General features: G+C 67.2%; 16 protein-coding genes and 1 pseudogene. 13 read left to right on the top strand and 4 right to left on the bottom strand.

The genetic code is table 11. From position 1 onward, the window contains the following. The first annotated feature begins 42 nt into the window (after window positions 1-42). The 5 genes from JX005_RS14045 to JX005_RS14025 all read left to right on the top strand — a co-directional run bounded on the left by JX005_RS14045 (window position 43) and on the right by JX005_RS14025 (window position 7335). Window positions 43-1089: an SMODS domain-containing nucleotidyltransferase gene (locus JX005_RS14045; RefSeq protein WP_307858598.1), complete on the top strand. Its 1047-nt coding sequence runs from the start codon at window positions 43-45 to the stop codon at window positions 1087-1089. After that, on the top strand, window positions 1086-2516 hold the full coding sequence (locus JX005_RS14040; protein ID WP_214468211.1) for a ThiF family adenylyltransferase: 1431 nt from the start codon (window positions 1086-1088) through the stop codon (window positions 2514-2516). The genes JX005_RS14045 and JX005_RS14040 overlap by 4 nt, the downstream gene beginning before the upstream one ends. Continuing rightward, window positions 2503-2979 (top strand): Mov34/MPN/PAD-1 family protein, encoded by a 477-nt coding sequence (locus tag JX005_RS16470; RefSeq protein WP_214468209.1) that lies wholly within the window; start codon window positions 2503-2505, stop codon window positions 2977-2979. Before JX005_RS14040 ends, JX005_RS16470 begins: the two co-directional genes overlap by 14 nt. 11 nt (window positions 2980-2990) lie before the next feature. Continuing rightward, on the top strand, window positions 2991-4424 hold the full coding sequence (locus JX005_RS14030; protein ID WP_214468207.1) for an SAVED domain-containing protein: 1434 nt from the start codon (window positions 2991-2993) through the stop codon (window positions 4422-4424). A gap of 349 nt (window positions 4425-4773) precedes the next feature. Further along, complete coding sequence (locus tag JX005_RS14025; protein WP_307858597.1) at window positions 4774-7335, top strand: AAA family ATPase; 2562 nt, start codon at window positions 4774-4776, stop codon at window positions 7333-7335. 306 nt (window positions 7336-7641) lie between these two features. On the opposite strand, the gene JX005_RS14020 is transcribed toward JX005_RS14025, so the two are convergent. Then, window positions 7642-10992, bottom strand: a complete 3351-nt coding sequence (locus JX005_RS14020) for a DUF5979 domain-containing protein (protein WP_214468203.1) — start codon at window positions 10990-10992, stop codon at window positions 7642-7644. A gap of 645 nt (window positions 10993-11637) precedes the next feature. Here JX005_RS14020 and JX005_RS14015 point away from each other — a divergent pair. The 4 genes from JX005_RS14015 to JX005_RS14000 all read left to right on the top strand — a co-directional run bounded on the left by JX005_RS14015 (window position 11638) and on the right by JX005_RS14000 (window position 14167). Further along, the gene (locus JX005_RS14015; RefSeq protein ID WP_214468201.1) at window positions 11638-12252 is read left to right on the top strand and encodes a hypothetical protein; all 615 of its coding nucleotides are present in this window, start codon (window positions 11638-11640) and stop codon (window positions 12250-12252) included. A gap of 420 nt (window positions 12253-12672) precedes the next feature. Next, window positions 12673-13125, top strand: coding sequence for an OsmC family protein (locus JX005_RS14010; RefSeq protein ID WP_214468199.1), 453 nt, complete (start codon window positions 12673-12675; stop codon window positions 13123-13125). Further along, window positions 13122-13481 carry a hypothetical protein gene (locus JX005_RS14005; RefSeq protein ID WP_214468196.1) on the top strand — a complete coding sequence of 120 codons (360 nt, stop codon included), beginning with the start codon at window positions 13122-13124 and terminating at the stop codon, window positions 13479-13481. The genes JX005_RS14010 and JX005_RS14005 overlap by 4 nt, the downstream gene beginning before the upstream one ends. Then, window positions 13478-14167 (top strand): ArsR/SmtB family transcription factor, encoded by a 690-nt coding sequence (locus tag JX005_RS14000; RefSeq protein ID WP_214468194.1) that lies wholly within the window; start codon window positions 13478-13480, stop codon window positions 14165-14167. Before JX005_RS14005 ends, JX005_RS14000 begins: the two co-directional genes overlap by 4 nt. Before the next feature lie 15 nt (window positions 14168-14182). On the opposite strand, the pseudogene JX005_RS16170 reads toward JX005_RS14000, so the two are convergent. From JX005_RS16170 to JX005_RS13990, 3 genes and pseudogenes are all read right to left on the bottom strand, one after another. Then, window positions 14183-14311 (bottom strand): annotated as a pseudogene (locus tag JX005_RS16170) (VOC family protein); the annotation flags it as partial. Window positions 14312-14359: 48 nt separating this feature from the next. Next, on the bottom strand, window positions 14360-15682 hold the full coding sequence (locus JX005_RS13995; protein ID WP_214468192.1) for a flavin monoamine oxidase family protein: 1323 nt from the start codon (window positions 15680-15682) through the stop codon (window positions 14360-14362). A 129-nt stretch (window positions 15683-15811) separates the two neighbouring features. After that, a complete protein-coding gene (locus JX005_RS13990; protein ID WP_214468190.1) occupies window positions 15812-16318 on the bottom strand; it encodes a DUF2231 domain-containing protein in 507 nt (168 codons plus the stop codon). Window positions 16319-16512: 194 nt separating this feature from the next. Between JX005_RS13990 and nhaA the strand changes: the two genes are divergently transcribed. The 4 genes from nhaA (at window position 16513) to JX005_RS13970 (ending at window position 22758) form a co-directional block, all read left to right on the top strand. Continuing rightward, entirely contained in the window at window positions 16513-18411 is a 1899-nt protein-coding gene (gene nhaA / locus JX005_RS13985) for a Na+/H+ antiporter NhaA (protein ID WP_214468189.1), read from the top strand. A 2-nt stretch (window positions 18412-18413) separates the two neighbouring features. Then, a complete protein-coding gene (locus JX005_RS13980; protein ID WP_214468309.1) occupies window positions 18414-20045 on the top strand; it encodes an FAD-dependent oxidoreductase in 1632 nt (543 codons plus the stop codon). Between the two features lie 30 nt (window positions 20046-20075). Beyond that, on the top strand, window positions 20076-20429 hold the full coding sequence (locus JX005_RS13975; protein ID WP_214468187.1) for a UBP-type zinc finger domain-containing protein: 354 nt from the start codon (window positions 20076-20078) through the stop codon (window positions 20427-20429). A 178-nt stretch (window positions 20430-20607) separates the two neighbouring features. Then, window positions 20608-22758, top strand: coding sequence for an MMPL family transporter (locus JX005_RS13970; protein ID WP_307858596.1), 2151 nt, complete (start codon window positions 20608-20610; stop codon window positions 22756-22758). Window positions 22759-22778 lie beyond the last annotated feature (20 nt).

Genomic DNA, 22778 nt, shown 5'->3' with positions numbered 1-22778 from the left:
AGGGACTGCAGCGTCGCTGTCGGCGGCGGTGGATAGCATTGCGTGAGCGAGCCATTGTCGGCCCGCATTGGGGGAGAAATGGCGACTCTGAGTAACTGCTTTGCCACCGCATTGACGATGGTCGAGCCTTCTTCGGCGGACAAAACGAACGCACCGCTTGCGCACTCGTCCGTGCGCGACGTGCTGACTGGGGCTAATTCTCTGAAGGCCTGGGGACTCTCCCCTGTGCTAATCGGTTCGTACAAGCGAGATGTGTCGATCCGGCGAGTGAAGGATGTAGACGTGTTCTGTCGGATGCAAACCATCGACTCCAGCGTTTCTGGCCAGGATGTCCTCGCGGCCTTCTTCAAGGTGCTCGACAGCGAATACGGTCGCGACGATTCCGGTGCGCCGCGCGTGCGGCGCCAGGCGCGATCCCTGCAGGTCTCTTTCCCGGAGTATGACGGGCTCTACGTCGATGCCGTACCGGCACGTCCTCGCGGCGACGGCTATTGGGAGATCCCAAAGAAGGACTCCGACGATTGGCAGAGCACCAACCCCGAGAAGCTCACTGATCTCAAGACAGCCATGAACGCCACGATGGATGGCATGTATGTCCCGACAGTGAAGCTCCTCCGCCAGGCCCGTCGTGAAATCCTGGATTCGCGGCCCGGAGGACTCTTCGTCGAGGTGGCACTTTACGATGCGTGCTTGCGCGGCCAAGTGCAGTGGGACTCCCAAGCTCATGCGTTTGTCACCGGACTGAATGCGATCGCTGACTACCTGCACGACAAGGTCACTTGGGGTCGGGAGCTTCCAGACCCGACCATGCCCGGCCATAACGCCAGTTTCCGGGCGACCGAGCTTCAGTGGGAGAAAGCACGCGACCGATTCCGGGCTGCCGCGGATACCGCGGGCCAGGCGTACCTCGAGGAGGATCTGGGCGTGGCAGCGCTCGGCTACCGATCCGTCCTCGGGGCGAACGCAGACGACGACATCGTCTTTCCCATGCCCGCGGGCTATGACGAAGCCGGCACCAAGAAGTCGTTCGCGGGTCCGATCACAGCGGGCGAGCGTATGGTCCCAGCAGGTGACCGACGCTTCGGATGACCATCTGGGACGAGCGGATCGAGGCGACACGAACTGAGTTCGTGGAGAAGCTGGAGAGGCGGGGCTGGCGGCTCGTTTCGGATTCGGAACTCGAGAGTCAAGTGGTGGTGGGAGGTTCCACGCATGCAGTTCGTGTCCAGCTCGACTCACACTTTCCTTTCGCGCCGCCCAGAGTGTTCCCATTGTCTGAGCTTCCGATGTCCTGGCATCGCGAACTCGACGGCGCCATGTGTCTCTACCCGGAGGATGGGCGAGGGAGTCTTCCATGGCTAGACGTCGATGACTTAGTCGCGACTGTCGAGCGATGGCTGGAGGCTACAGAACAGGGGTGGCCGGCCGATGCTCCCGACATGGACCTCGAACGTTACTTCCAACCGATCGGGGAGTCGTTCTTGGTTGTCTACGGTGAGGCGATCGAACCGCTCATGAACCGAATGGTGCGCTTCAATGTCCGTGGTCCTCAGATCCTGTTGGCCGGTTCTGGCGTAAAGCCCCGAAAGGTGACCCAGCGGCGACACAGGCTCTACGGGTACGTCGCGGATATCGGAGAGCCGGAAGGACCGCCACGTGACTGGGAGGAGCTGGCCCAGCTCCTAGGGCACGAAGCGAGGTCGACGCTCGAGAGGGAAGTCCGTCGCGGCGCTGTAGATCTGCTTCTGGTTCGATATTCGAGGAAGGGTGCGGTGGGTGCCATCGCCCTATTTGTTGGCCAAGACTCGAACGAAGTGACCCTGCGGTCGGTGCCGAGCGCGTCCAATTCTGCCGCGACGCTTGAGCTGCGTGCTGGACGCGACGCGCTGTCGCTTGCCGAGAAGCGCGTGCTGGTGGTTGGCGCCGGCGCGATCGGCTCTTTCGTTTGCGATTACCTCGTGCGTAGCGGGCTCGGTCACCTCACTGTCCGAGACCCAGACGTGCTCAGACCCGGCAACTCCGTCCGTCACTTGGTGCCGTCGCACTTCGCAGGACACCGGAAGGCGATAGCGATAAAGCGTCTACTTGATGGGCGACCAGGAACCGTCACACAGATTGACGTGGACGTTCGTGCCCTGCGCAGAGCCGACGAGGTTCCAGAGCTACTCGCCGAGTTCGACCTCATCATCGACGCAACAGCGGACGGCGCGGCATCAGCGATGCTGGCAGACGCTGCCAGGACCTTGGGTAGTCACATCATCAGTGCATCGTTGCAGGACGAAGGCCGCATAGTCCGGGCCGATGTGATCCCTCCGGTCGAAGGGGAAGCAGTCCCAGCAATCGAGTTCGAGATTTCGGGCGATGATCTCGTCTTCGAGGCGGGCTGCGGCGATCCAGTCTCCATGACACCGCCTTACGCTGCGAACGAGGCTGCATCTCTCGCCTGCCGGCTCGCCGTTCAACTCCTGCTCCGTCCATCGTCCGCGGGAGCCGGAGAAGCCCGTGCGTACACGTGAGCTCGACGTGCGTGTCCACGCCCCCCGCGCCGCGTTCGACTTGGCATCCCGCCATGCACGTGAGGCGCTGCCGGATGAGACTGGTGGCATTCTGACCGGCTGGCGAGTGGGCGCCGAGGTGGTGATAGACGCATTTATCGAGGTCCGAGACCATCGAGCGACGCGACGCGGATATTGGCGACGCGAGAACCGAGCTAGTCGGGCGCTCGCTGAATACCTCCAGATGGCTGACAATCCTGCTCTCGGATATGTCGGCGAATGGCACTCCCACCCGTTGCCCCAGATGGCGAGCAGGACTGACATCGCCAGCATAAGGTCGATCGCGAAGCAGGTCCCCGGGCCTGTCGCGCTCGTAGTCCTCATGATCGATCCGGCTCGAGGTACGGTGCGCGCCGACACGCGCGTCGCGGTGCACGAGTCCCTTCGTACGGCAGTCTTTTCAGTTCCTCTTGATCTGCGATAGGAGTCGGACCGATGACAGAAATGCCCAGCGCGACTGGCGTTCGGATAGCCGGCGATGAGTATCAGTGGCTGGTGGGCTGGCGCGCGTGCCTTCAAGTGCTTCATGAGCACGCGACGGGCTACAGCGGAAATCGACTCGTTGCAGTTGGGGTCGAAGCGCGAGGAGCTGGCAATGCGGATGACGTTGTCTTGTACAGGGCTTCGCCTCCCCACACTTTCATGCAAGTGAAGTACGCGGTCGATGCGAGCTCGCCCCTCAACCTGGAGTATCTGACTGCCGATCGGATATTGGCCAAGCTCGTCGAGTCCCACCAGACTCTGTCTGCCGAGAACTCGGTCGCCGAGATTCGACTCGTCACCAACCGTCAAATCGACCCCGGCGACGTTCTCCTTAGGGATCGCGATGGGCGTGACGGTCGCCTTGTTCCACGCGCACTCCAAGGAACCCCGAACTCGAGGCGTGGAGAGGCTCGTACTGCGTGGGCCCATGCAGCGGGTGTAGACGTCGATGCACTCGAGAAGTTCTTAGACGACTTCCATATCGAATCGGGTCGAGATGCGACGCAGCTACGGTCTGAAGTCCAACTCCTGATGACGGCGAATGGCCTCGACAGCGATGAACGCGCCGTCGAAATCGGGCTGTCGTGGGTGCAGAGTGTGGTGGTCGCCGGCGAACGACGGATCGAGCTCGACGCAATCGTCAGAGCCGTCGACAGGATGGGTCTGACGACGTCAGAGCCCTGGACAACCCTGTCCGTGGCCACCGTGGATCACGATCCAGCTGCCGGCGACTCTTCCGCTTCGATCGACCGAGTCGACCGAATGCAAGGCGACACGGTCTGGAACCGAATCAGGCCTTGCGCGCCGTACACCTGGGACGACCTTGCGTTCGATATCAGGGACGTCGTTAAATCGCTCCAGCCGGGTCGAGTGCTAGTGACTGGTTTCATGCGACAGGCCGTGGGCTTTCTCGTAGGAACGGAAATGAGGAGCGTGAGAGGCTTCGTTGTCGCGACCAAACAGCGCTCCCAGCTGTGGACCTCAGACGCCTCTGCTGGATCCGCTTTGCTCACGTATGAAGAAGTGCCCGTCGGGAGAGGCGATGACCTCGGCGTTATCGTCCAAGTCTCGTATCCCGGCTCGAGGGACGCCATCGACTGGATCCTCGCGTCCGAGCTACCAGTCGCTTCGATCTTGATCATTAGCACTCCCGTGATTGGTGCGAACTCGATCACCTCAGCAGCGAGTGCAAGTTCCATCGCCACACAGATTCGAAACCAGGTGAGGTCCGGACTCGCGGGAGTTGGACGAATACATCTCTTCCAGATCGGACCGCTTGGACTCTCCGTGTTGCTTGGCCACCACTGGAGCAGAATGCGGCCGACCACTGTCTACGAGCACATAGACGGCGCGGAGTACGAAGAGGCGTTTCAGATCGAGGCGTAGCGTGGGGAAGCAGCCGTCGTCCTGGAACCACGCGAAGACAGCGATGCACGCAGGCATCAGTGGATGAGCCTGCCGGACCGAGCGCACTGAGCACCATCTCCCCACACAAACCTGCAACGCACAAAAATACCTGGATAAGCGGCAAAACGCGACGTACTCTGGCGCCATGCGAGGCGGGCTGGAGCGGTGGAAGCGGGGTACGGACTCTCGTGGTATTCGACAGGCGATCGCCTACGCCATCGAGGGCAATTGCGATGCGCACCTCCACCCCGCCAGTGGCGTGGACGCGCTCGACCGGTATGGCCCGGCATCCGACGCGAGTGTCTCTCGGTTCGTCGTCTCGGATGGCGTGATCTCGACTGACGAGCTCACCGCGGGAGGACTGCGTGTGTGGCTCACCGGTCACGATCCGGCGACGGGGGAGGAGCGGGGCCGCTCACGGCTCAGCCCGGACGCCGACCTCGTGCTCGACGGCACCATCAACCACCCGAAGTCGTATAGCGTCGCCGCGCTGCTTCACGAGGATCTCGCCACAGAGTTCGAAGCGTTACAGGACCGCCTGCGGAATCGGATCCTCCTCGCCTGGCAGCGGGAGCTCAATGTCCGCCGCGGCCACAACGGCCTCATCCGGGAGGACGTTGCCCGCCTCGAGGTCGTTGAGCTTCGGCACCGACGGTCCCGTGCACTTGACCCGCACATCCATCGACATCTCTGGCTCAATGTGAAGGTGCTCGGCGCCGACGGGAGGTGGTCGAATCTCGACTCGCGCGTCGCGATGAAGCTGCACACCGTCATCAACGCCGAGGGCGAACTCGCTGCCCGCACCGATCCGGAGTGGCTCGCGGCGCTGGCCCTTCACGGCTACACGATCAATGAGGCCGGCGAGATCGCGGAGCTGTCGGCCGCGGTCCGACCGCTGTCTCGCCGATCCGCCCAGATCGAAGCGAACCGGGCACGCCTGGTCGCCGAATGGTCGGCATCGCGCGATGGTGCCATCCCGAGCGCCGAGGTGATGAATCAGATCGACCGGCGGGCGTGGGCGGTATCTCGCCCGAACAAGCCGCGCGATCTCGACGAGGACTCCTGGGAGGCGATGGTGCGCGACGAGATCGCCGCCGTCGATCCCGAGCTCGTCCGTGAACGACCGGCGGTCGCGATCAGGTCGATCCGTCTTGACGAGATCGACCTCGACCTGCTCGCGGCCATAGCTGTCGTCGACGCCGATAGTCGCTCCACCACCTCGGGCGGACGTTTCAGCGCCTTCGACCTGCGTGCCGGCACCATCCGCGCGCTCTCGCGGTCAGGCGTGGTTCACCAGCGCGACGAGCTGGACCAGCTGATCGCGACGATCGCGAGGCGAGCCTGCCGCGCGTGCGTGCGGCTGAGCGGTGATCCCGACGCGCCCCGGCACGTGAAGAACCTCATGGCCACCGAGACGATGAGGTCCAAGGTCCTCCTCTTCCAGCGGCTCGACCTCCTTGCCACCCCTGGCCGGGCGTTGGTGGCGGCAGAACTGGATCGGCTTGCCGGCGCGCTCGACGGGTTCGACAAACTGGACGGCTCGCAGCTGGCCGCGGCATCCGCCATCGCCGGCACGCACGGACTCGTCACCGTCACAGGTCCCGCGGGTGCGGGCAAGACCACGATGCTGCAGGTAGCGTTCGGCGCACTGGGAGCTCAGCGCCGCCGCCTGATCGTGCTCGCACCCACACGCAAAGCCGCGTCCGTCGCTGCTCGCGAGGTCGGCGCGACGGCGGCGAGCATCCACTCACTGCTCGCCGATCACGGTTACCGATGGGGCGAGGACGCCGCGGGAGCGCACTCGTGGCGCCGACTCTCCGTCGGCGACGTCGACATCGAAAGTGGGGCCATCTATAAGGGCCCGACCGCGTACCCATTGCGACCGCACGACCGGATCGTGGTCGATGAAGCCGGGATGCTCGATCTGCAAACTGCGAACGCACTCACTGAGCTTGCCCACGAGCAGGGAGTCGGGGTCGCAATGGTCGGTGACCCGCACCAGGCGCTCCCCGTCGGGCACGTCGGTGCCATGGCCACCGCCGTTCGGCTCGCAGGGGCCGCGGTTGAGCTCGACACGGTGCACCGCTTCCGGGACCCCACGTACGGTGCTCTCACGCTTCGTATGCGAAACCCCGGCGACGCTCAGCACGCGTCCGCGGTGGCCGACGAGCTGGCACGGCAAGGTCACATCGCGCGAGTCGACCACCTGGATGCCGCACGCGAACACATGGTCGACTCCTACTTCGCCTGGCACGCGCGCGGCCGACGCGTCGCCCTCGTGAGTGCAACCAACAGCGAGGCGAACTCGATCAACGATGCGATCCAGCAGCAACGCATCGACCGCGGCGAGCTTGATCCCACACTCATGGCTGTGGGTATGGGGGAGCAGCGCATCCTGGTCGGAGACACCGTCCAGACCCGTCGAAACGACGCACAGGCCGGTGTCGAGAATCGTGCTCTGTGGGTGGTGAGTCGCATCCGCGAGCACTCGATCATGCTCACCTCCGTCTACGACAGCGGCGAGCTGCGGAAGGTCACCGAGGACTACGCGCTCGACCATTTGCAACTCGCGTATGCGTCCACAGTTCACGGCATCCAAGGAGAGACGGTGGACGCCTCGTTCGTCGGACCCGACGTGGATGCCGCCGGCCTGTACGTCGGTCTCACCCGCGGCCGCTTACACAACGAGGCCCTCGTGGTCGCTTCGAACGACCGCACGGCGCGGGCGAAGGTCGCCGCCAGCATGCTCCGCGGTGGCACCGAACTCACGATGCAAGATGCCGTCCGCGCGGCGGACGCCGAACTGCGGCGTGCAGCCCGAACTCGGCACGACGCTGCCATGACCGGGCCGTTCGTCGCGCCGGGGTCAGGCGCCGGGATGTCGCGCTAGTAAGGGCGCGCCGGGACCCGACGGCGCGGCAGCTCGCCCCGACCGCAGAGATGATAGCGATCATCGACACCTCGGTTCCCGTGCGCTCGCTCTTTGCAGACTCCGCTCTCCGCTGCGCTCCGAGCTGCGCTTAGCAACCGCTCACTTCGGGCACTGCGGCGCCGCTGACCGCTGCATGGCTGATTGCCGGGGCGGACGATCACGGGCAAACCGTGATGTCAACGGGCTTCGTCAAACGCCCGGGTGGTCCGAGCACACTCGACCCATCCACCCTTCTCCGGCTCGGGCCGGCAACGGGTTGAGGACTCAGGCGCGCGAACGGCCAGCGTGAGTGCCCGTAGGTCGTCTCCGAAGCACGAGTGCCAAGCCGGCAGCGACCATCGCCAGTGCCGCTGTGGGGAGTATGGGCGACACGGCGGCCCCACCGGTCATGGGCAGATCGTCCGCGACGGCGGTGTTGGTGAGCGTCAGCTCGGCGGTCCCTTCCGTCCTCGTCGTCGCGGCCGGAAGGGTGACCCTCCCTTCCGAGTCGGGCACGAGCGCTTGGCCGTTGGCAATCCAGGTGGGAGTGCCCCACTCGATGCCCGAGACGTCGGGCAGATCGCCTTCCCTTGCTTGGATGATCGAACCAGCAGGGAACCAGGGCGACGTGACGACGACGCCCTCCCGGAGACCGACCGGCAGTTGCGGGTCGTAGTCCCACCACCAGTCGACGGGGAACAGGGTGTCAGCTGGGACGGCTGAGTCGCCGTTCCCGTCGATCACCTTGGTCACCGCCCAGCGGGTGAGCCGCTCGACACTGTTGGTGACTTCAAGTACCGGAGCCTGCTCGCCGCGGATGACGAGGTGATTGCCGGGGCTCCAGGTCGTCTCCGCCCACGCGTATCCGGGCGGAAGCGCCGGTGTGTCGGGCTCGACTTCTTCCAGCACCACGACGGTGCCGATGGGGAACTCGACGGTCGCGCCAGACTGGTTCGTCGGACCTGCCGGGGTGCCGTCCGCGGGCACCTCGAAGCTGCCGGAGACATCGTCCTCGCCGGTGAGTGTCGCGGTGTACACGACCGTGAAAGAATCCACGAGCAGTTCCGATGGTTCGATGCCGGCGAGGGCCTTGGCAACCTGGAACGTGCCGGTCACCTGACGGGCATCGTTCGTCAGCGTCGAAGTGACGGTGCTGACGACCTCCGCGCCGATGATGAGCTCAGCGGGATCGAAGCTGGAACCCTGCCACCGCACTGCGCGAAGCCGGGGCGGCTCGAGCTCTTCAAACGTCACGACCGTGCCGAAGGGGAAGGTGACGGGTTCGCCGGACGCGTCCGCCGGGCTCACCGGGGTCCCGTCGGCGGGGAGGCGCATCGCACCGCTGCTCACCTCGCCCGACGGTGTCGTGGTGGTCCACTCGACGGTGAACGCCGTTCCGTCCGGAAGGTCGTCGCCGGAGATGTTGGCGAACTCCTTCGAAAGTTCGAAGGTGCCCACTTGGGTGGCATTGGCCACGTCGATCGTGATGTCGCCCGACTCCGGCAGCGGAATCTCGACGATGGCCGTCTCGAGCGGCCCTGCTCCTTCGAAGTTCTGGGGCGTGTAGGTCGTGGCCACGTCGTCGATGGTCACAGTTATGACGGGGAGCGTCCATCCGGCCGGATCCACGGGGGCACCGTCGAGGGTCGGCAGGAGCTCTGCGAGGAGGAGCGTGTCGGCTCCGGTTTCGATGTCGTCAAGCAGTTCGGGATCGCCGACCGGTAGAGGGCGCTCGGCGCGGGTGCCGGCCGGGTTGGTGTTGTAGCTGACGGCATAGGCGTACCCGGGGTCTGCCGCCTCGCCGTCGGCGGATTTCATGATGGTGACCGTGCGGTCGAGGTCGGACGGCGCGACCGCGTTGGTGAGCGCGACGGCGACGACGGCGCCGTCCTCTTCAATCAGGAAAGTGCGTCCCGGATCCCAGGCCACCCCTGACCAGTCGTAGCCGACTGGGGGGTCGATGCCCGTCAGATCCTCTGTGAGGACGATGCGCGTGCCGACGGGGAAGTCCTGGCCGACGGGGACGGGGGTTCCGTCGAACGGTACGTCCAGGGTTCCGCTCGCGATCTCCTGGAGTCCCTCCAGCGCGGTCCAGTCCACAGGCACGGTCGCCTGCGACGGCTCCCCGGGATCGCCGCCTGAGACGTCCTCGACGGTCTTCGAGACGCTGAACGAACCGGTCTGCGCTGTCAGCGCGTTGGCCACGACGATATCCGCGGTGCCGGCGCCCACAGTGAGCGGGTTGGGTGTGATGGCCGCCGCACCCCACTCGTAGCCGGGAACAGTTTCGGGAGAAATCTCCTCGAACTCCACCACTGTGCCGATCGGGAACTCTGCGTCGCCCGGCACCGGACTCCCGTCAGCGGGTACTTCGAGCGATCCGGTGACTATCGTGCCATCCGGTTCGGTCGCGGTGTAGTTGACGGTGAACGTCGTCCCGGCCGGAAGATCGGCGTCGTCAATGCCCTCCAGCGTCTTGCGCACCTCGAAGCCGCCGCTGTCGGCGTCGCAGCTGATCTGACCGTCGAAGAGGAAGGAGTGCACCTCTCCGCCCGTGATGGTCACGTTCTGGCCGAGCACCTGGCCGTCCAGGGGAGCGGCGGTGACCGTCACGTCGGCGGTCGGCGCATAGATCGAGCCGTCTATGCGGCCGCCCTCTGCGGCGGTGACCGCTACGGGCCCGCTCAGCTCGGAGAGGTCCCAGAGGATGTAGGGGGAGTACACCCCTTGCGGGTCGGTCCGGGCGCCCGTCACCGCTGTCGTCCCGGCGGGAACCCGGATGATGAGCGGGTTCAGCACGCCGGGGGTGGGGCCGGCCGAGAACTGGATGAGCGCGGTGCCGGCGATGTCGGAGTAACTAACGATGTTCGGCCTGTCGGCGCTGAGCGGTTCGAGCACAACTCGGGCGCCGACGTCCTCCGCGACGCCGACGGGATAGCCGATGTCGGTCGCGATGCCGTCGAGGCAGTCTGCGGTGGCCTCGTACGATGCCTCGGCGTTCGCCTCGACATAGTTTGCGACGGCGCTGGCCGACGTGTCGACGGTGTAGATGCTGTCGCCGCCCGTGGTGCCGGACGGGGGCTCGGCGTGTTCCGGATAGCGCTGGTGGGTCGCGTCGATCAGCGGGGTGCGGTCGACATCGGACGGATTCGTGTTCAGCCGCAGCCAGTCCGCCCGTGCGAACGCCTGCCATGGACCGTCGCGGTCGACCATCTTCAACGCGCCCAGGAGTGCGGGCTCGGTAGTACCCGCGCTCGTCAGAGCGAGGATGCCGGTACTGGCCGGGTCGTAGGTGCCGACCAGAAAGCGGGTGGGGTCGCCGTCCACGGTCGGGAGCGTGTAGTCGCCCGTCCCCGCGGCCACGTGGATGATCGAATACGTGCCGCTAGACCCTTGGACGGTTGCGGTGCCACCGGCGGCGATGCTCCCCTCCGTCTCCTGGTTCTGCAGCAGCGCATCTTCACGTGCGTACACCGTGAAGCCGCCGCTCATGGAAAACGGGTTGAACGTGTCGGGATACGCGGCCTTCGCGGGCACCGGATGTGATGCGTCTATCGTGACGACCCCCGCGCCGACGAGAAGGACGGTGACAGCCGCGGCCAGCCAGCGACGCGGGCTTCGTCGAGTATTCGGCACGTGGGATCCTTCCGGGGCTGGCGAGCGCACGGAACCCAGTACACCGTGTCGCGATCGATCCGTCGACCCCCAGGCGGACCGCGCCGGCGGCGTACGCCTTCAGCCCTTCGTGGACCCCCGCCAGGCCCGCGACGACGGATCAGGGACAGCACGACGACCGGGATCGCAGCCACGACGGCACCCGCCGCGAACTCGCCACGGGTGTTGCGCTCGTCGGAGGATCAGTTATACAGGTCGATCGGCAGCGGGAAATGCTCGGAGCACTTGAGCATCACACGTGCGATGACGAAGTCGCTGTAGGTGCCGATGAACGACAACGAGTCGGCCCGTGGTTAGGGCTCGACTCCGAAAACTCGGAGCAGGACGGCTCTCGGTATCATCCTTCTCGGCCCGAGCTGGACGGTAGGAATCGTCCCGCTGTCGATGCCGAGCTTGATTGTGCGATAGTCCACGCCGACGAGCTGTGCAGCATCCTTCATCGTCAACGCGAGCGACCGTGGCGACTTGTTCACCGGTCCATCTCCTTTGCCTGCGCAATACGTGACAGCACTTGCGCACACGGTACTCCCATTCCGAGCAATGCGCGACATGAATTCCTCACGACATAGATTGCCCTCTGCTGTGACTCATGACAAACTCGCCGACATGAGCGAGCTTGCCCTCGAGTCGGTCGCCCCGAGCCGAGTTGACGTGGGTGACGGGATCAGCATCGCCACGGCTTGGGATGCGGTCGTCACGGGGGAGCCCGGCATCCCCGGCGCTGTCAGAATCGCTGCAGAGTACGATCCGGTGCTGCGCCGAGCAGTGGCGGCTTCCGTGCGCCTCGACCGAAGCGGTGAAGGCGACGAGGTCACGGCACTCACTTTGCGGGAGGTGCGCGTGCAGTGGGCGGTTGCAACATCCGCGATGCGCGTGGTTTCGGTCTCGCGCGGCGGGGGCGAGTCGAAGTCCTTCTCTGCCTACCTGGACGACGTAAGGGCGGCGGGCGGACGCACCACCGAAGAGGCCATTACCGAAGCGGTTGTGCTCTATCGGATCGCCGCCACCGTCAACCTGGCACCGCTCAAGTTCGTCGCCAATGAGCTCGAGGTCAGCGTGAGCACCGCGACCCGCCTGATGGCGAAGGCACGTCAGCAGGGTCTCGCCACTGACCTGATCACTCGAGAGACGTACAACCGAATGCAGGAGGAGCAACAGCGCATGATGTCGCCCCACCAGGTCCCCGGCAGCGGGCCCGCGGGGCCATCGATCGGGCGCTGAATCGCCTCTCAAGGGCTGGCCTCGGTTGGCTGACCGGCGTAGCCTTGAAGGTGCCGGCCGGCAGGTGAGCGCTGCCACATCTCATGAGCTCGGTGTCGGGCCGCTAAGTCGATGTCGAGGTTGGCCCGTCGGATCGCCCACAAATCGCCCGCGTTTGCTCTGAATGTGGGCGATTTTCAATGCACATACTTGTCGGCGCATGGCCCCGTGAGCCGCAGAATTCCGCGGTTTTCGCTGGTTGATGTGGGGCGATCCCATGCCTTCAGCGTCATTCGATTCCCCCCATCTCCACCATCTGCCGCTGTCACAGAGAAGGCCCAGGACTCGCGCGAACGCGCGGATCCTGGGCCTTTCTCGTCTCCGGCCCGGCGAAGGGACGTTTCGGTCCCCACCGAAGTGTCCCGGTCCTAGCGTGGGAGCATGAACGCTCACGTCTACGAGTCCACGGTGAGGTGGTCCGGGTCTACCGGAGCCGGGTACGCCGCCTACAGCCGTCAGCACCAGGTGACCGCCGGTCGAACCGAAGTGGCTGCGAGCGCCGATCGGGCGTTCCTCGGTGACGCGGCGCTTCCGAATCCGGAGCAGCTGCTCCTGGCGGCCGCCAGCTCCTGCCAGCTGCTCTCTTTCCTCGCCGTGGCTGCGCGGGCCGGTGTGAACGTGGTCGACTACCGCGACGACGCGACTGCGATCATGCCTTCGGACGTGCGTCCGGTGCGCATCACTCACATCGTCCTCAGCCCCACGGTCACGGTCCGCCAGAGCGACCCGGAGACGATCGTGCGGCTGATGCGCGAAGCGCACGCCGGATGCTTCATCGCGCATTCGCTCACCGCGTCCCTCGAGATGGACATCACCGTGGAGGTCGCCGCATGAACGACATCAGCATCCCCGTCCAGGACATCGCCGCGGACGTCGCTCGCATCGGCCGGGTCCTCGGATCTGCCGGCGTGGGGCTGGAAGGCGGTGGAGTGTGGGGCGACGTGGCCCACTACCTCGTCGAGGACGGCGAAGCGGCACTCCGAGCGCTGAGCACCGCGGGCATCACCGGTGCGGAGAGTCGCGGAGTCGTCCTCGCCGCGCTGCCGGCAGACCGGCCGGGAGCGCTGGGGAGGATGATGACGGAGCTGGCAGCGGCGCGCGTCAGCGTCCATGCTCAATACAGTGACCACGACAACCGCAAGGTGTTCGTCGTGGACGACATCGAGGGTGCACGGAGGGCGCTGGGATGACCGACCGCGTGCGACCGTCGCTCGACGAGCTCGGCCGGGTGCTGGCCGAACCGATGCGACTGCGCGTACTACGAGAGCTCCTCGGCGGCACGCCCCTGCCCGCAGGCGCGCTGGCGGCCCGCATCGGCGTCGCCCCGTCGACCGTGAGCGCCCACCTGGCACGACTGGCTGACGCGGGACTGATCGAGATCGAGAGCGTCGGCCGCACACGGGAAGCGCGGTTGGCCGATCAGACCGTGGCGGACGCGATCGAGAGCCTGCTCCGGCTCTCCGGCGAGGATCCCGTCTCCTCACTCTCGGCCCACGATCGACGCACGGCACTGCGTCGGGCGCGCCGCTGCTACGACCATCTCGCGGGCGACCTGGGGATCGCGATCGCTGACCGGGCGATCTCGGACGGGTGGATCGTCGACCACGACGGCTCCTGGACGTTCGCCACGGAGGCCGGCACGGTCGGTTCCGCACTCGGCATCCCCGTCACGCTCGCGTCCTCTTCCCGCCCGGTCGTGCGCCCGTGCCTGGACTGGACGGAAAGGCGCCCGCACGTCGCCGGGCAGCTCGGCGCGGCCATCCTCGCCGGCATGCTTCACGCCGGATGGCTGCGTCGCCGCCGCGACGACCGGGCGTTGACGATCACCCCTCGAGGTCGCGACCATTTCGCCGGGCTCGGGCTCGGTGCGCCGTGACCGGCGCTGACGTGGTCAGCTCTTGGTGAGATCCTCGGCGAGCATGACGAGGATGCCGCTCGGCCCGCGCACGTATGTCAGCTTGTAGACGTCCTCGTACGTGGCGACTCCGCGCAGGGGATGGCACCCGTGCTTCGCCGCGATCGTACGGCGATGGCGCCGTTCTCCAGCCTGATCGGCATGCGGGAGACTCTAGGCCCAGGTCGCCTCGATCGCGAGGGCGCGTCCGAGCGCGTTCTGGGCTGCCCGATGGCCCGAGAGCATCGCGGCCGGAACGGTGGCGGGGTCGTCGGTCCACGTCGCCTCGCCGGCGAGATGCAGGACTCCGCCGATGGGCACGGCGAGCGCGTCATGATCGGACATGGTCGAGCCGATGCGCATGTAGGCGTATGAGCCGTGTGAGAAGGGGTCGTCCTGCCAGTCGGTCACATGCACGTGGCTGGGACGTGGCACGCGGTCGCCGTAGAGACGCCGCAGCTGGACGAGCACCGATTCGACGATCTCCTCCTCGCTCCAGTCGCGCGTGGCGACGGCAGCGGGGCCCGCGGCGAAGGTCAGCAGGGTCGGCCTGTCGTGCAGCGGAGTCAGGTCGTACCAGGAGTGCCACCACCGCCCCTCCGGACCCTGCTGGCGGATCGCGTAGACGTCGTCGTCCCAGAACTTCGAGGGGAAGCCGAGGATGACCTTCTCGAACGCATTCATGCGGAGCCGGCCGAGCGCGCTCGCATGCGGCTCGGGCAGTGGCGGCTCGATGACGAAGTCGGCGGACTGCAGCACTCCGACCGGGACGGTGACGATCGCGTCGGCGGCCTCGAAGGTTCCGTGATCCGTCGTGACGACAACGCCGTCCGCACTCCATCGCACGAGCGACACGACGTGGATGAGACGGATGTCGAGACCCTTCGCGAGGCTGCGGGGAAGGCGGTCGTACCCGTCGGGGAAGACGACCTCGTCGCCGTCGACGACGTCGTCATCGAGACCGTGCGCGGCGAGATCCTCGATCCAGGCGCCGTACTGCTCCTCGGAGCGGTGCTCGAGGTACTCGCGTACGCGCTGAGTGCGCTCTTCGTCCCAAGCCTGCGCCACAAGGGCCGACTCGGTGACGTCGCGGTACGAGGCATCCGGAGCCGACTCGGCGACCACTCCGAGCAGCACCTCGTCCACCGCCTCGATGTCCGCGACGAACGCCCGGGTGGCGTCGTCGGAGAGGCGCCGCCCGTCCGGGCCGTAGTAGGCGATCGGACGACTGTAGGGCTGATACCCGCCGACGGTGAACTCGACGGTGCGCATGCCGAGCGCCTCGGCTGCGGCGGCGACGGGGGAGTCGGTGATGCCGTGGATCCAGGAGGCGCCCAGATCGGTGGCGAAGCCGTAGCGGCGATCGCTCACGACCCGTCCGCCGACGCGATCTCGTGCCTCGAGCACCACGACTCGCCGGCCCTCCGACGCGAGGAGCCGCGCCGCGGTGAGGCCGGACACGCCGGCGCCGATCACGATCGTGTCGAACCGATCCATCGATGACCTTCCTCCCGGCCGACTCCGGCCCGCACTCCGACGCTACCGTGCCGCGGGGGCGGCCGAATGCGCTCGAAACGCCCGCCGGCGCGCGCAGGCGACCGGGAGGAACGCGTCACATGACGTCGATCAGCGGAAGCCCTCGCTCTGCGTGCGCTCATCCGCCACGCGCACGCCGTAGTGGTAGGCGAGCTTGCCGCCGAGCCAGCCCGACGCGCCGAGCGCGGCGACTCCGATCAGACCGAGGATGAAGCCGATGACGCTCACCTCGTCGTCGTCGGCGTTCCACCGCAGGAGCAGGTTGACGAGGAACAGCACCGTGACGACGAGGTTGAGGGCCATGTGGATGGTCGCCGTCTTGTGCGCGGGCGTGCCGCGCTCCAGCTGCGTGTAGTCGAGGAATCCGAAGACGGCCGCCAGCAGGGCCCCGATGATTCCGATGAGGATGAGGATGCGCGCCGCGATGACGTAGGGCGTGGGGTCTTCCGCCACGAAGCCGATCATGTCGAACACGACGCTCGCGATCCACGTGCCGATCGGGATCGTCACGAGGATCGGGTGGAAGGGATGCCCGTACGGGCCGGCGACGATCGAGCGGGGGCGCTTCGCGCGATCCTGCGCAGTGCGTTCGGTCATGATGTCACTTCTCCTTCTCTCAGGCGGGCGCGGACGGCCCGGTGTCGTGGTCATCATGCTCAGTGAATACCGATCGTCCGCGTCACGCTCGGGGCTTGCGGAGTGCGCGGATGCTGTGGCATCACGGCGTGCGCGGGAAGAGGCATCCGCTCGACCGCCCGCGCACCCCCGCGGACGTGCAAGAATCGCGACCGATGGCGAATCTGACGATCATCCAGCAATCGCCCGATCCCGAACAGGTGGCGGAGCGATCGCGCACGCGCCGCTCCATCGCGGACAAGATCCGCGCGATGGGCCAGAACCGCATCGGAGCGCTGCTGCTGCTGCTCGCGACGGTCGTCGCGATCGTCTGGGCGAACTTCGCGACCGGGTCCTACGAGGCGTTCTGGGAGACCCATCTGACGGTGGGAGTCGGCGATCTCCAGCTCGATTTCACCCTGCACGCCCTCGTCAACGATGCGCTCATGGCGATCTTCTTCTTCACCGTCGGTCTCGAGGTGCGGCGGGAGTTCGCGATCGGCGAGCTCACGAGCTGGTCGCGCGCGATGGTGCCGGTGATCGCGGCGATCGCGGGACTCGCGATCCCGGCGCTGCTGTTCGTGCTGGTCGCGTGGGGCTCGGGGTTCGAGCACGCGTGGGGAATCGTGATCTCGACCGACACCGCCTTCCTCGTGGGGGCTCTGGCGCTCATCGGCCCGCGCGTGCCGGGGCGACTGCGCGTCTTCCTGCTCGCGCTCGCGGTCGTCGACGACATCGGCGCGCTCTCGATCATCGCGCTCGTCTATACGGAGAACTTCAATCCGCTGCCACTCCTGATCGCCGCGGTGGGTCTGGTCGGCGTGTACTTCACGCGCTATCTCCCGACCGGTCGCGGTCCGGTCTACGCGACGCTGTCGATCATCGTCTGGCTCGCGTTCCTCGCGTCCGGCGTGCACCCGACCCTGGCGGGCGTCGCGATCGCCCTGCTGGTGCCGGTGTACCGGCCCGACCGTCGCGACGTCGAGCACGCACTCGAGCTCGCGCGCACGTTCCGGCAGTCGCCGAACAGCGATTACGCGCGTGCGGCGGCGAACAGCCTGCGCGAGTCGATCTCGATCAACGAGCGGCTGCAGTCCGCGTACGCGCCGTATGTCGCGTACGTCATCCTGCCGCTGTTCGCGCTCGCGAACGCCGGAGTGGTGCTGAGCCCCGAGATCCTGGCAGCGGCGGTGACCTCGTCGCTCACCTGGGGCATCGTCGCCGGACTCGTCGCGGGGAAGCTCATCGGCGTGTTCGGATCGGCGGCGCTCATGAAGATGATGCGCATGGGCGAGTTCGGCCCCGGACTGACACTCGATCGCCTCGCCGGCGGTGCGGCGCTGTGCGGCATCGGCTTCACCATCTCGCTGTTCATCGTCGACCTCGCGATCGACGACGACCTCGCCCAGAATGAGGCGCGCGTCGGCGTGCTCGCGGCATCCGTCATCGCGTTCATCGTGGCGACGATCATCTTCCGCGTCTCCGACGCCGTGCGGACCGACGTCGACCCGGGCCAGACGCTCCTGCGCCCCGTGGACCCGAAGCGCGACCACATCTTCGGCTCGCCGGATGCGCCTTTCACGGTCGTCGAGTACGGCGACTTCCAGTGCGGGTTCTGCCTCAAGGCGTCGGGCTCGATCCACGAGGTGTACGAAGAGCTCGGCGACCGTCTGCGGTACGTCTGGCGGCACGCGCCGCTGACGCAGTACCACCCGAACGCGCTCGCCGGGGCCGAGGCCTCCGAAGCGGCGGCGCTGCAGGGGAAGTTCTTCGAGTTCGAGCGGGGGCTGTTCGCCGACCAGGAGAACCAGCGACCGTCCGACATCGTGCGTCTCGCCCGCGGCCTGGGCCTCGATGTCGACAGATTCGAGCGCGATCTCACGTCGCCGGAGGTGACCGGCCGAGTGCAGGACGACATGCTGGATGCCGAAGCCATGGGCATCACGTCGGTGCCGACTCTCTTCATCAACGGGCGCCGCCACACCGGTCCGTACGACGCGCAGTCGCTCATCCGCGCGCTGTCTGCCGGAGCCGAGCCCGCGATGACCGCCGATCCGGAGACTTCTGGAGCGTGACGATGGAGACCGACCTCGACCCGGTGCAGCGTCCGGTGCTGACCGACGCCCAGTGGGAGCGCCTGCACGGGTTCGGAGTTCCCGAGGACGTGGCCGCCGGGGACTATCTCTTCCGCTCGGGCGACCGCGACTACGACCTCATCCTCGTCGACGAAGGTGAGATCGAGGTGGTCCGCGATTCGCTGTTCTGGATCGAGGAGGCAGTGCTCGCACGGTCGGGCCCGCGGACGTTCGTGGGAGAGCTGGGACTGCTCAACGGGCAGGGAGCGTTCCTGTCGGCGCGGGCGACGACTCCCACCCGGGTGCTGCGCGTCTCGCGCGCGGAGCTGCGTCGGCTCATGGCCGAGGACGACGAGCTGTGCGACATCATCCTGCACGCGCTCTGGGCCCGGCGGGAGTCGCTGCGACGCGGCCCCGCAGCGCTGACCCTCAAGTTCGTCGGGCGCAGCTCGTCGGGCGACTTCCTCGCGCTGCAGCGGTTCGCCGAGCGGCTCGACCTCGTCCACAAGAGCGTGGCGCTGGCGCCCGACGATCTGGGGGTCCACGAGGAGTTCGGCGTCACCGCCGACGACCTGCCGATCGCGTACATCCAGGGCGAGCCGATCTCGCGGGCGACGCCGGGGCTGGTCGCCGAGCGCCTCGGGCTCAGCTATCAGGCGGACGGAGACGAGGTCGTCGACCTCGTGGTGATCGGGGGAGGGCCGGCCGGTCTCGCGGCCGCGATCTACGGCGCATCCGAAGGTCTGAGCACGGTGCTGCTGGACGCGGTGGCGCCGGGAGGACAGGCGGCCTCGACCGCCCGCATCGAGAACTTCCTCGGCTTCCCGTTCGGCGTGAGCGGGGGCGACCTCATCGGGCAGGCGAGCCTGCAGGCGCTCAAGTTCGGGGTGCGCGTCTACGCACCCTGCGAGGCGGTCAAGCTCGACCCCGTCGAGGACCGTCAGCTCGACGTGACGCTCGCCGACGGCCGGGTCATCCGGGCCCGCAGCGCGATCGTCACGTCGGGCGCGGCCTACCGTCGGCTCGATCTGGAGCGCTGGACCGACTTCGAGCGCTCCGGCATCTATTACGCGGCAACACAGCTCGAGCTGCGCCAGGTGATGGAGTCTCCGGTGGTCGTCGTCGGGGGTGCGAACTCGGCGGGGCAGGCATCCCTCTATCTCGCTGCGAACGGCTGCCCCGTCCACCTCGTCGTGCGCGGGTCCGAGCTCGGCGGCCGGATGTCCTCCTATCTCGTGGACCGGCTGATGGAGGAGCCGCGCGTGCAGGTGCACACCGGCGCGAACGTCGTCGGCCTGGACGGGCGAGCGGCACTCGAGCGCGTTCGGATCGACAGCCTGGGTGACGTCGACGCCCGCGGTCTCTTCTGCTTCATCGGAGCCGACCCGGCGACCGGCTGGCTGTCGACGCTCGACCGCGATGCGGACGGCTTTCTCCGGACGGGCACCGACATCGCCGCGCAGTCGCTCGCGCAGTGGCAGCGCCTCGGCCGCGAGCCCCTCCCGTTCGAGACCTCTGTCCCGCGGGTGTTCGCCGCCGGCGACGTGCGCCGAGGATCCATGAAGCGCGTGGCGGCGGCCGTGGGCGAAGGCTCGAGCGCCGTCGCCTCCGTGCACCGCGCGCTCGCGTTCTGACCCGCCCGCATCACCCTCAGGAGAATCTTCGTGGCCGACGACATCGACGTGACCGCCGCGCCCAGCGGCACCGGCTGTGCCGAGTGCGAGGACCTCGGCGGCTGGTGGCTGCATCTTCGTCGCTGCGCCGCGTGCGGGCACATCGGATGCTGCGACTCGTCGCTCGGACAGCACGCCTCGGCCCACGCGAGGGAGACGGGGCACCGCCTGGTCCAGAGCTTCGAGCCCGGTGAGGACTGGTGGTGGGACTACGCGGCGGGCGAGTGGGCCGACGGCCCCGGGCTGGCGCCTCCCACCAGCAGGCCCGACGCCCAGCCGGTGCCGGGTCCGGCCGATCGCGTTCCTCCCGACTGGCGGGACGAACTGCGCGCCGCCGGCCGCTGAGAACGCGCTGCAGCGGTCTCTTGCCGCCCGTCCGTGACCTCTCGAGACTCGGCCTGAGGAAATGTTGAGCATCTCGAAAGATTCACTTGAGCGGATGGATGCCGGATGGCCTAAGTTGACACCCATGGTTGGGGATCGTTCGCGAGTGCTGCACTGGTCACGGAAGAAGCGAGTGGCGGTGACGGCCGTCATCATCGCGGTGTGGCTCCTGGTGCTGCTCGTGGGCGGACGCATGTTCAGCCAGCTCAACGACCTGGGCACGAACGACCGCGTGCAGTTCCTGCCGAACTCCGCCGAGTCGACGCAGGTCAACGAGGTGCAGAACGACTTCCGGGAGCAGGGCTTCACGTATGCGGTCGCCGTCTTCGCGTTCGACGAACCGCTGGATGACCACGCGGCGCCTCTCATCGAACGCGCGGTCCAGCGGGTCGGCGCCATCGACGGCGTCTTCATTTTCAACGCCACCCCGCTGATCGTGGCCGAGGACCGGCTCGCGGCCGAGATGGTGATCCCCCTCGACTCCGCAGGCGAGCTGGACGAGTCCGTCGCCGGACTGCGCGCAGGGCTGCAGACGGCCGTGCCGGAGGCGGCTGCCGTGTACATCACGGGCCCGGCCGGGTTCGCCGCCGACATCATCGCCGCCTTCTCGGGCATCGACGGGCTGCTCCTGCTGGTCGCGCTCGGCGCCGTCTTCCTGATCCTCGTCGTCGTCTACCGATCCCCGCTCCTGCCGGTGATCGTGCTCTCCACGAGCCTGGCCGCCCTGTGCGGGTCGGTGATCGTCGTGTCGGGGCTCGCGCGCTCGGGCGCCATCCTCCTCGCGGGCCAGACCCAAGGCATCCTGCTGATCCTCGTGGTCGGCGCCACGACGAACTACGCGCTGCTGTACATCTCCCGCTACATCGAGGAGCTCAGGCGGAGGGAGTCGAAGTGGGAGGCAACCTGGGCCGCGCTGAAGCGCTCCTGGCAGCCCATCCTCGCATCGGGGCTCACGGTCATCGTCGCGCTCATGGTGCTGCTGGTCAGCCAGCTCGATTCGAACCGCACCCTCGGGCCCATCGCCTCGATCGGAATCGTCTTCGCACTGCTCGCGTCGTTCACGATGCTGCCCGCGCTGCTGCTGTGGGCGGGGCGCCGCGCGTTCTGGCCACGCAAGGTCGCGGCATTCTCCGGTCGCGCCGTCGTCGAGGACGACGTGCTGGCCGGGGACAGCGTGTGGGCGCGCCTCGCGCGGCTCATCGCCGGCCGCCATCGCGTGGTCTGGGTGGTGACGGCTCTCGTGCTCGTCGTGATGTCGCTCGGGCTGACCCAGCTGCGAGCGGACGGCTCGCCCTCGAGCGAGTACGTGATGGGGGAGTCGCAGGCGAGGGACGGGCTGGCGGTCATCGCCGAGCACTATCCGGCCGGCGCGGGCACACCCGCCGTCGTCATCGTGGACACCGAGCGGATGCTGGTTGCCACCGAGGCGATCCTCGCCGTACCCGGCGTGGACTCCGTCCGCATCGCCACGCTGGGAGGTCCTGCGCCGATCACGGCCGCCGGCATCCAGCCGTTCGCCGCGGGAGCGGGCATACCTCCCGCACCGCTCGTGGTCGACGATCAGATCCTGCTCGAGGTGACGCTGACCGATGCGGCCGACACGCCGGCGGCGGAAGAGACCGTCCGCGAGCTGCGCGGTGCGCTCGACGATGTCGGGAAGGACCTCCTCGTGGGGGGCCAGACGGCGATCGACGTCGATGCGAACGCGGCCGCGATCGTCGATCGGACCCTGATCGTGCCCCTCGTGCTCCTGTGCGTCTTCGGGCTGCTGGTGCTCCTGCTGAGATCGGTCGTGGCACCTCTCCTCGTGGTGGGCAGCGTCGCGCTGTCGTATGCCGCGGCGCTGGGCGTCTCGGCGATCGTCTTCAACGTGGTCTTCGGCTTCGGCGGAGCCGATCCCACCGTGCCGCTGTTCGCCTTCGTGTTCCTGATCGCGCTGGGCGTGGACTACAACATCTTCCTGATGACGCGAGCCAGGGAGGAGTCCCTCCTCCACGGCGCACGGGAGGGGGTGCTGCGAAGTCTGGTGTTCACCGGAGGGGTGATCACGTCGGCCGGCATCGTCCTGGCCGCCACCTTCGCCGCGCTGGGGATCCTCCCGCTGCTGTTCCTGGCCCAGATCGCGTTCATCGTCGCGTTCGGCGTGCTGCTGGACACCTTCGTCGTGCGCACTCTGCTCGTCCCTGCGCTCGCGTACGACCTCGGCGCCCGCACGTGGTGGCCCAGCGCTCTGTCGCGCCGTGATGCTCCTCAGCCGGCACCAGAGGTCGCCGAGCGCGTTTCGGTCTGACCCCCTGCGATCCCAGTCAC

Source organism: Microbacterium flavescens (assembly GCF_018588945.1).
In the GTDB taxonomy this organism is placed as follows: Bacteria; Actinomycetota; Actinomycetes; order Actinomycetales; family Microbacteriaceae; genus Microbacterium; species Microbacterium flavescens.
Note: the sequence above shows the minus strand (reverse complement) of the source record. Positions and strands in the feature narration are given on the sequence as shown.

Coding starts and splice junctions, on each gene's coding strand:
- JX005_RS14015 (WP_214468201.1), top strand. CDS start 11,638: ATGAGCGAGCTTGCCCTCGAGTCGGTCGCCCCGAGCCGAGTTGACGTG.
- nhaA (WP_214468189.1), top strand. CDS start 16,513: ATGGCGAATCTGACGATCATCCAGCAATCGCCCGATCCCGAACAGGTG.
- JX005_RS14005 (WP_214468196.1), top strand. CDS start 13,122: ATGAACGACATCAGCATCCCCGTCCAGGACATCGCCGCGGACGTCGCT.
- JX005_RS14030 (WP_214468207.1), top strand. CDS start 2,991: ATGACAGAAATGCCCAGCGCGACTGGCGTTCGGATAGCCGGCGATGAG.
- JX005_RS13990 (WP_214468190.1), bottom strand. CDS start 16,318: ATGACCGAACGCACTGCGCAGGATCGCGCGAAGCGCCCCCGCTCGATC.
- JX005_RS14000 (WP_214468194.1), top strand. CDS start 13,478: ATGACCGACCGCGTGCGACCGTCGCTCGACGAGCTCGGCCGGGTGCTG.
- JX005_RS14010 (WP_214468199.1), top strand. CDS start 12,673: ATGAACGCTCACGTCTACGAGTCCACGGTGAGGTGGTCCGGGTCTACC.
- JX005_RS13980 (WP_214468309.1), top strand. CDS start 18,414: ATGGAGACCGACCTCGACCCGGTGCAGCGTCCGGTGCTGACCGACGCC.
- JX005_RS14040 (WP_214468211.1), top strand. CDS start 1,086: ATGACCATCTGGGACGAGCGGATCGAGGCGACACGAACTGAGTTCGTG.
- JX005_RS13995 (WP_214468192.1), bottom strand. CDS start 15,682: ATGGATCGGTTCGACACGATCGTGATCGGCGCCGGCGTGTCCGGCCTC.